Origin of the sequence: Streptomyces sp. HD, assembly GCF_028369295.1 — a bacterium.
GTDB lineage: Bacteria > Actinomycetota > Actinomycetes > Streptomycetales > Streptomycetaceae > Streptomyces.
In genome coordinates, this window is record NZ_JAQMYP010000004.1 from 197,208 (window position 1) to 210,969 (window position 13,762).

Annotated in this window: 13 protein-coding genes; 7 read left to right on the forward strand and 6 right to left on the reverse strand. The window is 69.6% G+C overall.

What is annotated here, in order from left to right; genetic code table 11:
* Positions 1 to 430: 430 nt before the first annotated feature.
* Genes POF73_RS05755 through POF73_RS05765 form a run of 3 tightly spaced genes read right to left on the reverse strand, consistent with a single transcriptional unit; the run spans position 431 to position 3,314 of the window.
* Positions 431 to 1,024 (reverse strand): TetR/AcrR family transcriptional regulator, encoded by a 594-nt coding sequence (locus POF73_RS05755; protein ID WP_272113371.1) that lies wholly within the window; start codon positions 1,022 to 1,024, stop codon positions 431 to 433.
* Positions 1,025 to 1,053: 29 nt separating this feature from the next.
* Positions 1,054 to 2,142, reverse strand: coding sequence for a tetratricopeptide repeat protein (locus POF73_RS05760; protein ID WP_272113372.1), 1,089 nt, complete (start codon positions 2,140 to 2,142; stop codon positions 1,054 to 1,056).
* Positions 2,139 to 3,314, reverse strand: coding sequence for a DUF4331 family protein (locus POF73_RS05765; protein WP_272113373.1), 1,176 nt, complete (start codon positions 3,312 to 3,314; stop codon positions 2,139 to 2,141). Before POF73_RS05765 ends, POF73_RS05760 begins: the two co-directional genes overlap by 4 nt.
* Before the next feature lie 275 nt (positions 3,315 to 3,589).
* Here POF73_RS05765 and POF73_RS05770 point away from each other — a divergent pair, with 275 nt between their 5' ends.
* The 4 genes from POF73_RS05770 (at position 3,590) to POF73_RS05785 (ending at position 7,396) form a co-directional block, all read left to right on the forward strand.
* Positions 3,590 to 4,198 (forward strand): hypothetical protein, encoded by a 609-nt coding sequence (locus POF73_RS05770; RefSeq protein WP_272113374.1) that lies wholly within the window; start codon positions 3,590 to 3,592, stop codon positions 4,196 to 4,198.
* Positions 4,199 to 4,211: 13 nt separating this feature from the next.
* Positions 4,212 to 5,552, forward strand: coding sequence for a Dyp-type peroxidase (locus POF73_RS05775; protein WP_272113375.1), 1,341 nt, complete (start codon positions 4,212 to 4,214; stop codon positions 5,550 to 5,552).
* Positions 5,553 to 5,579: 27 nt separating this feature from the next.
* On the forward strand, positions 5,580 to 6,668 hold the full coding sequence (locus POF73_RS05780; RefSeq protein ID WP_272113376.1) for a catalase family protein: 1,089 nt from the start codon (positions 5,580 to 5,582) through the stop codon (positions 6,666 to 6,668).
* Between the two features lie 101 nt (positions 6,669 to 6,769).
* Positions 6,770 to 7,396: a TetR family transcriptional regulator gene (locus tag POF73_RS05785; RefSeq protein WP_272113377.1), complete on the forward strand. Its 627-nt coding sequence runs from the start codon at positions 6,770 to 6,772 to the stop codon at positions 7,394 to 7,396.
* Between the two features lie 296 nt (positions 7,397 to 7,692).
* Here POF73_RS05785 and POF73_RS05790 read toward each other — a convergent pair whose 3' ends face one another.
* Entirely contained in the window at positions 7,693 to 8,193 is a 501-nt protein-coding gene (locus POF73_RS05790; RefSeq protein ID WP_272113378.1) for a hypothetical protein, read from the reverse strand.
* A 402-nt stretch (positions 8,194 to 8,595) separates the two neighbouring features.
* A complete protein-coding gene (locus POF73_RS05795) occupies positions 8,596 to 10,209 on the reverse strand; it encodes an MFS transporter (RefSeq protein WP_272113379.1) in 1,614 nt (537 codons plus the stop codon).
* A 185-nt stretch (positions 10,210 to 10,394) separates the two neighbouring features.
* Here POF73_RS05795 and POF73_RS05800 point away from each other — a divergent pair, with 185 nt between their 5' ends.
* Together POF73_RS05800 and POF73_RS05805 are read left to right on the forward strand one after the other, a co-directional pair.
* The gene (locus POF73_RS05800; RefSeq protein ID WP_123969403.1) at positions 10,395 to 11,033 is read left to right on the forward strand and encodes a TetR/AcrR family transcriptional regulator; all 639 of its coding nucleotides are present in this window, start codon (positions 10,395 to 10,397) and stop codon (positions 11,031 to 11,033) included.
* 28 nt (positions 11,034 to 11,061) lie between these two features.
* Positions 11,062 to 11,844, forward strand: coding sequence for an LmeA family phospholipid-binding protein (locus POF73_RS05805; RefSeq protein WP_272113380.1), 783 nt, complete (start codon positions 11,062 to 11,064; stop codon positions 11,842 to 11,844).
* A gap of 2 nt (positions 11,845 to 11,846) precedes the next feature.
* Here POF73_RS05805 and POF73_RS05810 read toward each other — a convergent pair whose 3' ends face one another.
* On the reverse strand, positions 11,847 to 12,482 hold the full coding sequence (locus POF73_RS05810) for a TetR/AcrR family transcriptional regulator (protein WP_272113381.1): 636 nt from the start codon (positions 12,480 to 12,482) through the stop codon (positions 11,847 to 11,849).
* Positions 12,483 to 12,617: 135 nt separating this feature from the next.
* Between POF73_RS05810 and POF73_RS05815 the strand changes: the two genes are divergently transcribed.
* The gene (locus tag POF73_RS05815) at positions 12,618 to 13,760 is read left to right on the forward strand and encodes a VOC family protein (protein WP_272113382.1); all 1,143 of its coding nucleotides are present in this window, start codon (positions 12,618 to 12,620) and stop codon (positions 13,758 to 13,760) included.
* Positions 13,761 to 13,762: the final 2 nt, after the last annotated feature.

Below are 13,762 nucleotides of genomic sequence, written 5' to 3' on the forward strand. Positions count from 1 at the left end.
TCGTGCGCTCGCAGTGGACCATCGAGAACCGGCTCCACTTCGTTAGCCCTCCACCCGAACGCAGGCTGCCGACTCTCGCTCCTCCAGCATTCCCAGCACCGATGCCACCGCGCCCCCCCTCGACCATGCAGCGGACACAAGACGTCGCCATGCCTCCCTCAACCCAAGCGAAACTATGCCTGACCTGCAGGAATCAAGGGATCACGTTCGGTTGGGATACGGCTTCTGAGGATCGTGGGCGCGGTCGACGATCCAGACGCCTCGTCCCCGGTCGGCCAGGAAGGCCACGAGCGCGAGCAGGAGCGCGCCTCCTGTCACGGCTTGTGCGCCGACTGTCCCGAGGGGGCCGCCGGCGCACAGGACGGTCATGGTGACCGCCGCCCATTCCGCGGGAGCGAGCCGTCGACGTAGTGGGGTTGAACCGGAATCGCTACGGCGCCCACGCCCGCAGTGCCGCATCCACCACCGCCTCCACCGCGTCGTGACCGAGCCGGGCGCCCACAAGAAAACGCTGGTAGACGAGTGGGCCGACAGCCGTCATGGCGAACGTCTCGGCCGTGACGTCATCGCGCAGCCGCCCCCGGTCGACGGCCGCAGTGATGGCGGGCCGCAGGGCGTCCACGACCTGGGTCAGCAGGGTCTGTCGGAGGTGCTGCATCCCGGCGTCGTACTGTGCCCCGCCCAGTACGGCGGCGAGAACGGCCCCGGCCTGGGCGTCGTCGAGCCGCTCGCCGAGCTGGCGCAGGTAATGGACCAGCTCGGCGCGCGGCTCAGCGCCTGACGCCGCCCGAACGTCCTCGGGCGCCGGTGACAGGGGCGGCATACCAGCCTGCAGCGCCGCCAGACGGAGACCGAGCACGTCGGGCCAGTGGCGGTACACCGTGGCCCGGCCGACCCCGGCTCGGGTGGCAACCGCCTGGTGCGTGACGGCCTCCAGGCCGCCCTCGGTGAGCAGCGTGGTGGCCGCGGCCACCATGGCCTCGCGGCTGCGCACCTGGCGTGGATCCACTCGTTCCTCCTGCATGCGCCGCCCTTCGTGTGAGACAAGTTGCCTCACATGCTAGTCGCAAGGCTTCTTGATCCGGAGGCATCGGTCAGCCTGCCGCTAGCCTCGCGGGCGCGCCGGACCAGCGCGTACGAGCGGCTTGTCTGCCGCATGACCATGGTCTGCAGGGCGAGTTGGAGCCCTCGGTCGACATCACCTCCGACCATGAGCCAGAAGTCGGCGGCGTGGTCGGCATACGCCTCCGGGTGGCGTGTCACCAGTTCCTCGTAGCGTCTCGCTGCCCGGTCCCGCCACGGTTGGGCCTCCTGGTGGCGGCCTGCCGCTCGCAGGGTAAGCGCGAGGTGGGCGATGTACTCGGGGTCGTCGCTCGTCTCCGCCAGCGGGCGCAGGCGGGTCACAGCGGTCTCGGGGTCACCCAGGAGCAGGTCGACCTCGGCGAGATGACCGGTCGCCGGGGCATAGCCCGGCACGCGGCGCCGGGCCGCGTCGAACCAGGACCGAGCCGTGGGTAGGTCACCTTCGCGCAGCCACATCACCCCGCGGCGGAAGTCCAGTTGGGCGAGCGGGAAGGGCGAGACACCCCGGTAGGCGGCGCGCGCCTCGTCGAACACGTGCTCCGCCTCGGCGGTCTCGCCGCGTTCCGCCTGGAGCACGGCGAGAGCCGACAGCATCGTGAAGTCGGACTGGTGGAGGGCTGCGCTCCGCAGCAAGGAGTGGGCTTCGGCGTAGCAGCCGACCGCTTGCAGGATCGCCGCCCGTTCCGCGTCCAGAGTGGCCTGCGCCGCGCCAGCCCGGCGTGCCGCGTCGAGGTCGGCCATGCCCTCGGCGAACCGGTGCAGGGTCGCCCGGGTCCGGGCTCGGGCCAGCAGGGCGGCACGGTCGTCAGGTGCGTTCCACACCATGTGTTCGGAGAGCTGTGCGGCTTGCTCGTAGTCGGCGACGCGGCCCAGGAGGTGTCCGCGGAGTGTAAGGAGGTCGACCAGGGCCGCTTGTTGTGCGACGGCGAGTGGCGCGGTCGAGGCCGCCCGGCGTACGGGTGCGGCCAGGCCGTCGATCTGGGCCGACAGGTTCACCAGGGCCAGGGTGCCGTTGGTCGTGACAAGTTCCTGGTCGGTCGGCTCGCGCCGGTTCTTCATGCTGCTTCCTCCTCCGGCTCCGGCGGGGCGAGCAGCGCGGTCATCACCGTCATGAGGTCAGGCGGGTTCGGGTTGGGGGCCACGAGGTATGGGAAGTCGTGCGTGGCCGGCCGGGTGGCCTGGTCGACGCCGTCGCTGATGCGCGGGCCGTCGACGCCGCCCACCAGGAGTGTGTAGAGGGTGTCCACGATGTCGTCGTTGGGCGCACGGCCTCCGCAGGTCGCGTGGGGGCGTCCGGCGAGCAGCGCGGTCTCGATCTCGAAGCAGCTGTCCTCGGCGAACGGCTTGGAGATGTCGACGACAAGGAAGTCGGCCAGGAGAAGTTCCGTCATCGGGTGAGTGCCTTGGCCGTCCGGCGGCCAGACGAGCTCGCCGTCGAGGCGGTCGAAGAAGGCCAGGTTGGCGTCGAACCGCGCCCGGTAGGCCCCGGCGTAGTCCGGTCGCACAGCGAAGGCATCCTCCTCGTTGTAGAGGTCTCGGATCTCCAGGTCGCTGTTGACGGGGTCGAAACTCTTGCTTGCCAGGACGACATTCTTGATCTCGGGGCGGCCCATGCGTTCCAGCCGGACCGGGCGGCCGCCGGAGGTCACGGTCTCGCCGACGACGCCGAGCAGGGGGCCACAGTCCAGGCCGAACACCACTTCGGGGTCGACCTCGACGACGATGCTCAGCACGTTCATCCCTTCGAGGACGTTGTTCGCGCCGGGCCGGAAGGCCAGCTTCTGTGTGGCGTCGGCGGCCAGAACGCCTGCGAGGTCGATGAAGAACGGGTCGAGTCGTGGTCCGGCGAAGATCCTCAGTCCTTCGGCCTCGGCGGGTGTGTCGCCGCCGACCTGGAAGAGGACCTGCTCACCGCTGGGCGTCGTGCAGGTGCCGATCTGGACCGGTTCGTCGCTGCCGGGGATCTGACCGGGCGTGGCGAAGGTGAAGTCGAGGCCGTACTCGGTGTCGCCGACAGTGAACGCGGCCCGCTCGGCCGCCGGGGCGACCGGCCGGACCCGGAAGCGGTAGGTGATCGCGTCGGAGAACAGCGCGGTGGGAGCGGCGGCCGGGAAGACGTCGAGGACGAGTACCAGGCAGCCGGGGTGGTCCGGGCTGGGGAAGGCGAAGACGTCGGCGACGTCGGACGCGGGGTCGAAGAGGATGCGCGGTCCGGAGAAGTGATCCGCCATCGGGAACTCCTTCGAGTGATGGGTGGGTCGAGGTGCGCCATCTGTGAGACACGATGACTCACAGAGATGTTGTGAGTCAATCTGTCTCATAGTGGCGTACGCCATGTGACTACCTGCGAGTAGCGCGTTGACAAGCCGGAGTAGCGAACTGATGATGTAATCAGTTATGCGGAGGTGGTCAGAAAGCAGGTTTCATCCCGCTTGCACGTCACCCTGCGATGGCCTATTTGTGGCGGTAAGTGAAGTATTGCCGCCCACGCCCAAAGAGAGGCGCCATGAGCGAGACAGACCTGCACGCCAAGTTCCAGCAGTTCCCCGATGCGGTGCGCGAGAAGGTCGAGACCGCCCTGTTGGACGCGAAGATCGCTCTCAAGGTCAAGGCCGCCGAGATCCTCGTCGACAAGGAGGAGATGGCCGAACACGCGGTCACCACCGCCGGCCGGATCGGTGCCAAGAGCGGTGAGGTGTCCGAGCTGACGACGATCCTGCCGCTGAAGCCGAACGGCGCGGCGCACCTGCGGAAGTTCTTCCGGCTGGTTGGAGGGAACCTGGCGGGCGCCGGTCAGGTCGGCACCCTGCACAACATGCGGTTCGTGTTCCTTGAGAACGACACGAAGCTGCTGTTCGCGACCGCCTTCGACGGCGAGTGGGACCCCTACATCGACGACTTCGCCACCAAGATCCCCGAGATGATGGACTACCTGTTCAGCAACGTCGAGGGCTGGCCCGGCATCACCTCGCCGGACGTGAAGGACTTCATCGCCAAGTACCAGATCCCGGCGGAGGCGTGGTTCGTCGCCCACCCGGGCCTCACCGTCGCGGAGGGCCACCGGCTCAAGCGACAGGAAGCCGCCGTCCAGCGTTTCCTGTCGGACCTCAACTGAAGGCAGGCGCACCATGCCTTCCCCGCTGTTCCGGCGGCTGCGCCGCCCGCCCACCCTGGACCTCGACGACATCCAGGCGACCCTGCTGCGGGCCCGGCCCGAGCCCTACTTCGGCACCCACGCGATTCTGGAGATCACCGAACCGGCCGCGGGCAAGGAACTGCTGCGCCGACTGGCGCCGAGGGTGACCTCGGCGGCGCGCTGGGACGAACCGCAGCCGTCCTGGCTGGCCCTCGCCCTCAGCTACCAGGGTCTGGTCGCACTGGGGCTGCCGGAGACCTCACTGGCCTCCTTCCCGGCCAACTTCCGCGCCGGGATGGCGGCTCGCGCCGAGCGGCTGCGGGACACCGGCGTGAACGCGCCGGGCCGCTGGGAGTTCCCCTTCGGCACCCCGCGCGTGCATGCCGCCGTCACGGTGTATGCCGCAAGCGAGGACGACTGGCGGGCCGAAGTCGCCGCGTACGAAAAGGAACTGGGCGAGGTCCCTGGCGTAAAACTGCTGTCGCACCAGGACTTCGCGGCCGACGGGTTCAACGTCTTCGGCTACCGGGACGGCTTCAGCCAGCCGGTGGTCGAGGGCAGTGGCGCCGAACCCCTGCCCGGCGACGGACGCCCCATCAAGGCCGGTGAGTTCGTCCTCGGCTACCCGAGCGAGACCGGTGTGCCGCTGCCCGTACCGGCTCCGGACGTCCTGGGCCGCAACGGAACCTACGTCGTCTTCCGCAAGTACCACTCCCACGTCGCGGCCTTCAACAAGTGGCTGCACGACAACGCCAACACCGAGGCCGAACGCGAGCTGCTGGCCGCCAAGTTGGTCGGCCGCTGGCGCAGCGGCGCACCTCTCGCCCTGACCCCGGAACGCGACACCCCCGCCATCGGCGAAGACCCGAACCGGATCAACGACTTCGACTACTCCGCCGACCCGCGTGGGCTGCGCACCCCGCTCGGCTCCCACATCCGCCGGATGAACCCACGCGACACCAAGCTGACGGTCCTCTCCGACGTCAATATCCGCCGGATCATCCGGCGCGGCACCTCCTACGGCACCCCGCTGCCCCCGGATCGCCTCAAGGACGACGGCACACCGCGCGGCCTGGACTTCATCGCCCTCGGCGCCCGAGCCATCGACAACGTCGAGTTCCTGCAGAGCGAATGGGTCGGTTCCGGCAACTTCATGGGCCTGGGCAAGGAGAAGGACCCGATGATCTCGCTCCAGGACAAGGGCGCCTACTTCACCGTGCCCGGCACCCCGCCGCGCAGGGTGCAGAACATCCAGTCCTTCAACACCCTCCTCGGCGGCGAGTACTTCTTCATGCCCAGCCTGTCCGCCATCCGCTGGCTCGGCAGCAACTGACCCCCACCTCGCGCGGAGACACTCCCCATGACCTCGTACGTCCGCTACAGCCCCGACCTCGAACAGCCCTTTCCGGACGAGGACGAACTCGTCCGCCAGGTGGTCGCGGCCATGGGCAAGGCCAACCAGCAGGTCGCCGACAAACACCGTCACGGCCTGCGCGACGCCCACGCCAAGAGCCACGGCGTCCTCGCCGGTGAGCTGCGCATCCAGCCCGACCTGCCCGCCCACCTCGCCCAGGGCCTCTTCGCCGAACCGGTCACCTACCCGGTGATCGTCCGCTTCTCCTCCGCCCCCGGCGACCTGCGCTCCGACCAGGTGCCCGTCCAGCGCGGCCTCGCGATGAAGGTGATCGGCGCCCCCGGGCCCCGCGCCCTCGACGACGGCTTCACCACCCAGGACTTCCTCCTCGTCAACCACCCCACCCTGCCCTTCGGCAACATCGCCGAATACGCCAAACTCCAGGGCATCCTGGAGAAACAGCCCGGCCAGAGCGACCAGCAACTCCAGCTCACCGGCGCGGCCGCCCGAGTGGCCGCCAAGGCCCTCACGCGCGTCGGACGTCCGCTTCCGCCCGCCGTCGAGACCCTGGCCGCCGCCAACGACCACATCCTCGGCGAGACCTTCCACTCCATGGCCGCGCTGCGCTACGGCGACCACGTGGCGAAGATGTCCGCCGCGCCCCGCTCGGCGAACGTCAAGGCCCTCACCGGCAGCCACGTCGACAAGAAGGCCGGCGAGTCGGCTCTGCGCGACCTCGTCATCGACTTCTTCGCGGACAACAGCGCCGAGTACGACATCCGCGCCCAGCTGTGCACGGACATCGACCGGATGCCGGTGGAGGACGCCTCGGTCCTGTGGCCCGAGGAACTGTCACCGCACCAGACCGTGGCCGTGCTGCACCTGCCCGCCCAGGACGCCTACAGCGACGCCCGCCGCCGCTACGCCGACGACGTCCTTTCCTTCAGCCCCTGGCACGCCCTGGAGGCCCACCGCCCGCTGGGCTCGATCATGCGCTCCCGCCGCGCCGCGTACCCCGCCTCCAGCGACTTCCGGCACCGCTTCAACGGCATCGAGCCGCAGGAGCCGTCCGACATCAAGGAGCTGCCCGCCTGACCAGGTCCCGACCGACCCCGGATGCGTACGGGGTCGGTCGGGACTCCCGTGCCAGAATGGAGAAGTCCCTTCTCCGCCCTGTCTTCTTCGAGGTTCCTTTCGTGTCCCAGCCCGTCGGCCGTGTGCCCCAGCGACGCAACGCCCGCTCCAACCGGGCCCGCATCCTCGCCACCGCCCGCCAGGAGCTCGGCCGGAACCCCGACATCACCCTGGAGGAACTCGCCCGCGCCTCCGGTGTCGTACGACGCACGCTGTTCGGGCACTTCCCCGGCCGGGCCGCGCTCCTGGACGCGCTGGCCGAGGAGGCCGCCGAGGCCCTTCAGGCCGCCGTCGCGGTCGGCGCGGGGGTGACGGAACCGGCCGACCGGGCGCTCGCCCACTTCACGTTGGCGCTCTGGCCCGTGGGCGACCGGTACCGGATGCTCCTGGCGCTGGCCCGACGGGACCTCGGCATGGACCGTGTCGCCGGGATCCTGGAGCCCGCCCGGGTCAGGGTCACGGCCATCCTGTTGCAGGGACAACGGGACGGCGTCTTCCACACCCACCTGCCGGCCCCGGTGCTGAGCGTCGGCCTGGAGGCGATGACGGTCGCCCTGCTGGAGGAGGTCAACACCGGGGCGCTGGAGGACGACGGCACCCGGGTGGCCGTCACCACGCTCATCGCGGCCGGTGTGCCGGAGAAGCGGGCGCAGATCGTCGTCGACGAGATGGCCGCCACCGAGGCGTGAGTTCGCCCCCCACAGTTCGACGTGACCCCGATGCGAAGCGCCGGGGTCTTTCCATGTCCGCCCCCGCGCCAGCGTCGTGGCGATGCGGTAGTGCCGGGCCAGCGCCGCCACGTCATATGGGTAGGTCCACTCCGCCCGCCGGACCGGGTCCCGAGGGGCAGGACCAGATCTTCGACGATGCGCACCTCCTGGCGAAACACTTGGCCGGACCGCGCAGTTCGTCGAGGCCGACCTGCATGCCTTGGAACACATTCGGCGGAATCGGGACGGCAAGCGCCGCCTTGCCGTGGTTGAGGTCATCCAGATGCGCGTTGAATTCTCGTTCCCTGATCAGGTCCACGGGCACAGGCGACTACCACCGGCACGGCCGAACTACCTGGACATACCTCGGCTCGGAACTCCTCCAGGGCGTGTTCCGACGTCCCATCCGTGATCTGCTGACGGGGCTCAGCGAGAGCGCCGTCGTCCCGCCCGGGCTCCCAGCCCTTGAATGGTGCCTGCGCAGTGCGCTCCACCGCGAGCAGCCCGGCGGACGCATGTTCAAGACGAGCCGCAGCCCCGTGGAACTGCAAGGGCACGGACGCGGCACATTGGCCGGCCACCCGCATGGCCAGACGCCGCCAGGCACACGCTTCCACCGCCTCGGCCTGCACCATCGCAACCCGGTTGAGGATCACCAGGGCCAACGGAACGCCGAACGAAGCGGTCGTCACGGACGAGAAGACATTGGTGAGGAACGCCTTGTCCGCCCAGAATCCCGCGTGATCTCGCCACCAGCCCAGGCCGAGCAGCGCCATGCCAACCATCCGCAGCGCCGCACCCGGCACTCAACCGCGCGGCGTCTCTTCTCAGATCCCCCCGCACCTGCCCCGCCCCTCCCCGAACGGCTTGATCACCAGCTCCCCGACGCTGCACCGCCCAACTCGGCGTCAAGCCAGTGGTGCCAAACCAAGCCGCCCCCGAAGCCACCCCATAGCGCCTGATCTTCGACAATCATCCTGGAACTGGTCCCGGTTGGGGTCACCTATGAGGGTCCGCTGAACGCCACCCCAGCCACCCGGGACGGACAGCGAAAAAAAGGGGGACGGTGCCGGGTGTCCCCTCCCGGCACCGTCCCGGGGCCGTGCGCCGCTCAGGCACAGCCCGTCCTGGGGGTGGAGGAGGCCGGAATCGGGGTTCCGGCCTCCGGTGTACAGGGCTCAGGCGCCCACGGTCTCGGTCTGCTCCTCGGTCACCGGCGTCGCTTCTTCCTCACCGTGCTTGGCGGTGTGCTTGCGGCCGGGCAGGACGGCGATGACGATCAGGGTTCCGGCGGCCATGATGATGCCGCCGATGAGGCTGGTGTGGGCGATGGCGTGGGCGAAGGACTCGTGCACCGCGCCCAGCAGGGTCTGGGCCTGCTCGGCGCCGCCCTGGGGGTTCTTGGCGACCTGTTCGGCGACCGCGATGCCCCCGCCGACGGAGTCCTTGGCGACGTCCATGGCCTCGGCCGGGAGGTGGCCGCCGACCATGTCGGTGAGCTTGTCCTTGTAGGACGTGGCCAGCAGCGAGCCGAGGATGGCGATGCCCAGGGCGCAACCCAGTTCCAGCGCGGTGTCGTTGGCGCCGCCGCCGACGCCCAGCTCGTCCTCGGGGAAGGAGCCCATGATGGTGTCCGTGGCCGGGGACAGGCTCAGGCCGATGGCGAAGCCGAGGAGCAGCAGGGGCGTCAGGAAGTCGGTGTAGGTCGAGCCCGTCTCGATCTGGGTGAGCAGGAAGACGCCCGCGGTGCCGATCACCATGCCGGTGCCGACCACGATCTTCACGCCCAGTTTCGGAGCCAGCTTGCCGGTGACGGCGGCGCCGACGAACACGGCTCCGGCCAGCGGCAGCAGGCGGATGCCGGTGTCGAGGGCGTCGTAGCCGAGGACGAACTGCAGGAACTGGGTGGAGTAGTAGATCGAGCCGAAGGTGCCGAAGAAGAAGAACAGCACCGCCATCATCGAGCCGCTGAAGGGACGCTCGGTGAACTTGCGCACGTTCAGCATGGGGTTGGGGTGCTTCAGCTCCCAGGCGACGAAGGCCAGCAGGCCCACGCCGGCGACGACGGCCGCGGTGATGGGGCCGACGCCCCAGCCGAAGTGCGGGCCCTCGATGGTCGCGTAGACGAGGGAACCGACCGACACCATCGACAGCAGACCGCCGACGTAGTCGATGCGGCCCATGCCCTCCGCCTTCGACGGCGGCACGAGCAGCAGCGCGCCGACGACGCCGAGAACGGCGACGGGGACGTTCATCAGGAAGGTGGAGCCCCAGGCGTGGTTCTCCAGCAGCCAGCCGGCGGCCAGCGGGCCCGCGGCGATGGCGAGCCCGGAGGTCGCGGACCAGGCGGTGATCGCCTTGGCGCGCTCGGCGCGCGGGAAGATCGCGACCAGCAGCGAGAGGGTGGCCGGCATGACGACGGCGGCACCGACGCCCATGATCGCGCGGGCGACGATGACGAGGTTCGTCTCGTCGACCAGGCCGCCCATCACCGAACCTCCGGCGAAGATCAGCAGGCCGAGGACGAGGGCGCCGCGGCGGCTGTACTTGTCGCCGATCGCGCCCAGCACCAGCATCAGCGCGGCGTAGGGGACGGTGTAGCCGTCGATGACCCACTGCAGGTCACTGCTGGACAGCCCCAGGGCCTTGGTCATGTCGGGGGCGGCCACGACCAGTGACGTGTTCGCCATGACGACGATCAGCAGGCTCAGGCACAGGACCAGCAGGGCCCACCAGCGCCGGTGGTAGGGCTCCGTCATCTTCTCGACGGGCGTCTTGGCAAAGAGCGGCATGGTCAGGCTCCTCGGCAGGAGGTGAAGCGGAGGCTTCGGGGGCGGAATCGATGGGATCGGTGCACGCGGGGCCAAGAGGGGCCCGGCACCAGGGGCAGCTAATTGCCCGTTGATGTGCAGACTAGTTTATTGCCCGCCGATGTGCAACTATCGAGTCGCCCTCCCCCGTCCACCGGAGGTTCGACATGATCCACGCACACCTGACAGCCGCCCCGGAACGCAGCCGCACTCTGCTCACGCGGGCCCGCATCCTGGAGGCGGCCCGGCAGGAACTCGCCCGTGACCCCGACAGCAGCCTCGGCGACATCGCCGAGGCTGCGGGAGTGGTTCGCCGTACGGTCTACGGCCACTTCAACGGCCGGGCCGCACTGATGGAGGGGCTGGTGGAGGAGGCCACGTGGGCCTTGCGGCAGGCGCTCGCGGTCCCGCGCGCACCGGTGGGGGATGCCGTCACGGAGTTGGCGCGCTTCGTCCTCGCGGTGTGGCCCGTCGGAGATCGATACCGCATCCTGCTCCGCCTCGCCCCGCAGGACCTCGGGGCCGATCGGCTCGCTGAAGTCCTGGCCCCCGCGCGGGACATGACGGAGGCGATCATCGGCCGCGGGCAACGGCAGGGCGCCTTCCAGACCGGCGTCCCCCCGGTCGTCCTGACCCGGGCGCTGGAGGGGCATCTGCTAGGGCTTCTCGACTGCGTGAACAGCGGGGTCTGGAGCGACGACGGCACCAGCACCGCGACCGCCGCCCTGATCGCGATGGGCGTGGCCGGAGACAGCGCTGCGGCGTGCGTCGACGGGCTTGTCCGGCGCGAGGGCGACGCCGCGTAGGCGCAAGCACCACTCGAAGAGGAGAACCATGTATCAGTCCCACCGCGACGAGGAGTACGTCGGCGAGCCCTACTACGGCGACGGCTCCGTGTACGTGAGCCCTCCGACCCGGACCAGACGACGCATGATCATCGCTGCCTCGTCCCTGGTGGTCCTGCTGGTCGGCGGCGTCGTGGTCGACCGGATCGCCGCGGCTCGCGCGGAAAGCCGTACGGCCAAGGCCTTCCATGACGGCATGGGAACCGCCGATCGGCCGTCGGTGCACGTCAGGGGCTTTCCCGTACTGAGCCAACTGGCTGCGGGCAGCCTGGACCATGTCGACCTGACCGCCCACGACATTCCGGCCGGCGGCACCACCCGACCGCTCCCGGTGACGAAGCTGAAGGTCGGGATGGACGGGCTGAAGACTTCGGGAAGCGCCGACGAGGCTCACGCGGACAGCGTCACAGCGACCGCGTTCCTGTCGTACGCGGACGTGTCGAGCGCGCTCGGCGTGCAGGTGTCACAGGGGGACGAGTCCGGCCGGGTCGACGCGACCGCGAGTCTGCCGCTAGTCGGCGACGTGACCGTCAGCGCGGCCGTCTCGGCGGCCGACGGCAACCGCATCGCCTTCACGGACGTACGCGCGGAGCAGGGTGAACTGCTCCCTCCGCTGAAATCGCTGCTCGACAAGGCCCTGGACGAGCCCATTCCGCTGCAGAACGTGCCCGACGGGCTCCGGCTGCGGTCGGTCACCACCAGCGAGGACGGAATCGACGCCCGCTTCACCGGCCGCTCGGTCACGTTCCACCCGGACTCGTCGTCCGCGTGAGGTCAGCCGGCGTCAGGCAAGGGGCGTCGGGCGACCTCGTGCGCTTCGTCCGCGGGCAGGCCCAGCATTCGCAGGACCATCTCGGCGAGGTTGACCGCGGCCTCGTCGCCGTCCACCTCGGGGCGGGCGAACCGCAGTTCCACCAGGGACAGCAGGGTGCCGCCCAGTGCGGACAGGGCGACCACGGGGTCGACGGGCGTGAAGCGGCCGGAGGCGATGCCGACCTGGAGATCACGCAGGGCGCGTCGGGCCAGTCCCTTGCCCGAGTGGATGTGCGCGAGGCCGCGGCGGCGCAGGACCTGCATCAGCTCCGGGTGGGAGTCGGCCATGCGGGCACTGAGCCGGAAGCCGCCCGCGACCCGCTCCGCCGGGTCGTCGACCCCCGTCAGACGCTCGTCGAATTCCTGCGCGAACTCCTCGAGGGCGTCGATCACCGCCGCCTCGAACAACTCCACCTTGGAGTCGAAGTGGTTGTAGAAGGAGCCGAAGCCCACGTCCGCGCGCTCGGCGATCGCCTGGATGCTCGCGCTGGTGTCGCCGCTCTCGGCGAGTATCTGCCGGGCCGCTCGCACGAGAGCTCCACGGGTCTCTGCGCGACGTCGCTCGAACCGGTTGCTGGGCGGGGCTGACGTAGACATGCGCAGAAGTCTAACGGTTACCCAATGTAGATCGCAGTCCTGATGAATTCATCATTTCCTGCAGCGAACGTCTTGACGACAGAACTGTCACAGTTGATGATTTCCTCATTACGGCAATGTTGCTCGGAGGGCACCATGTCTGAAACACGCGTCAACGGGGACGTCATCACGGCCCACCAGGACCTCCACAGTGAGCACGGCGCCCTGCGCGGCGAACACCCCGGCCGCTCCCGGAATCCCGTGATCAAGGTGGCGGACCTGGCCTGGCTGGAGTTCGAGAAGCCCGACCTGGACCGGGCGGAGGTCTTCGCCCGCGACTTCGGTTTCGGCGTCGCCGCCCGCACCGAGAGCGAGCTGTGGCTGCGGGGCAGCTTCGCGGGCTCGCCCTGCATGGTGATCCGGCGTGGTCGTACGTCCCGTTTCATCGGTCCGGCGTTCCGCGCCGCCGAGCGGGGTGACCTGGACCGGCTGGCCCGCGCGACGGGCAGGGACGTGCGGGACGCCGACGTTCCCGGGGGCGGCAAGGGCGTCGACCTGCTCGACCCCTCCGGCTTCCCCGTGCGGGTCGTGCACTGCGGCGAACAGCTCCCCGCCCTGCCGGAACAGCAGCCGCTGCTGCTCAACTTCGGTACGGATCACCGGCGTACCAACGCCGCCCAGCGGCCGCCGCGCGAGCCGTCCCGCATCCAGCGGCTCGGCCACGTGGTGCTGGAGACGCGGGTGTTCGGCCGGGCCCTGGACTGGTACCTGGACACCCTCGGGATGATCGTGTCCGACTTCCTGTTCCTGGACGGGCAGCGCGACCGCGGCCCGACGATGGCGTTCATCCGCTGTGACCTGGGCGGTGTGCCGGCCGACCACCACACCCTCGCGATGCATCTGGGGCCGGGCACGGGGTACGTCCACTCCGCCTACCAGGTCACCGACCTCGACTCCATAGCCGCCGGCGGCGAGTACCTCAAGGAGCGTGGATACAAGCGCAGTTGGGGCATCGGCCGGCACATCCAGGGCAGCCAGCTCTTCGACTACTGGCGCGACCCCGACCACTTCATGCTGGAGCACTTCGCCGACGGTGACCTGTTCTCCTGCGACGTCGAGCCGGGCTGGGCTCCGATGTCGACCAGCGGTCTCGCCCAGTGGGGCCCGCCCGCGACTCGTGACTTCCTCGGCGCCAGTCCCTCCCCGCAGCGGGTCCGCGATGTCATCGAGGCCCTGCGCGGCGACAACGAGATGGACCCGGCACGACTGTTCGGCCTGCTCAAGGCCGCCAACTCCTGAAC

Excerpts from the sequence above, each read along its gene's own strand:
- POF73_RS05755 (WP_272113371.1), bottom strand. The coding sequence starts at position 1,024 with ATGCAGGAGGAACGAGTGGATCCACGCCAGGTGCGCAGCCGCGAGGCC.
- POF73_RS05790 (WP_272113378.1), bottom strand. The coding sequence starts at position 8,193 with ATGGCGCTGCTCGGCCTGGGCTGGTGGCGAGATCACGCGGGATTCTGG.
- POF73_RS05760 (WP_272113372.1), bottom strand. The coding sequence starts at position 2,142 with ATGAAGAACCGGCGCGAGCCGACCGACCAGGAACTTGTCACGACCAAC.
- POF73_RS05795 (WP_272113379.1), bottom strand. The coding sequence starts at position 10,209 with ATGCCGCTCTTTGCCAAGACGCCCGTCGAGAAGATGACGGAGCCCTAC.
- POF73_RS05805 (WP_272113380.1), top strand. The coding sequence starts at position 11,062 with ATGTATCAGTCCCACCGCGACGAGGAGTACGTCGGCGAGCCCTACTAC.
- POF73_RS05765 (WP_272113373.1), bottom strand. The coding sequence starts at position 3,314 with ATGGCGGATCACTTCTCCGGACCGCGCATCCTCTTCGACCCCGCGTCC.
- POF73_RS05810 (WP_272113381.1), bottom strand. The coding sequence starts at position 12,482 with ATGTCTACGTCAGCCCCGCCCAGCAACCGGTTCGAGCGACGTCGCGCA.
- POF73_RS05800 (WP_123969403.1), top strand. The coding sequence starts at position 10,395 with ATGATCCACGCACACCTGACAGCCGCCCCGGAACGCAGCCGCACTCTG.
- POF73_RS05780 (WP_272113376.1), top strand. The coding sequence starts at position 5,580 with ATGACCTCGTACGTCCGCTACAGCCCCGACCTCGAACAGCCCTTTCCG.
- POF73_RS05770 (WP_272113374.1), top strand. The coding sequence starts at position 3,590 with ATGAGCGAGACAGACCTGCACGCCAAGTTCCAGCAGTTCCCCGATGCG.
- POF73_RS05775 (WP_272113375.1), top strand. The coding sequence starts at position 4,212 with ATGCCTTCCCCGCTGTTCCGGCGGCTGCGCCGCCCGCCCACCCTGGAC.
- POF73_RS05815 (WP_272113382.1), top strand. The coding sequence starts at position 12,618 with ATGTCTGAAACACGCGTCAACGGGGACGTCATCACGGCCCACCAGGAC.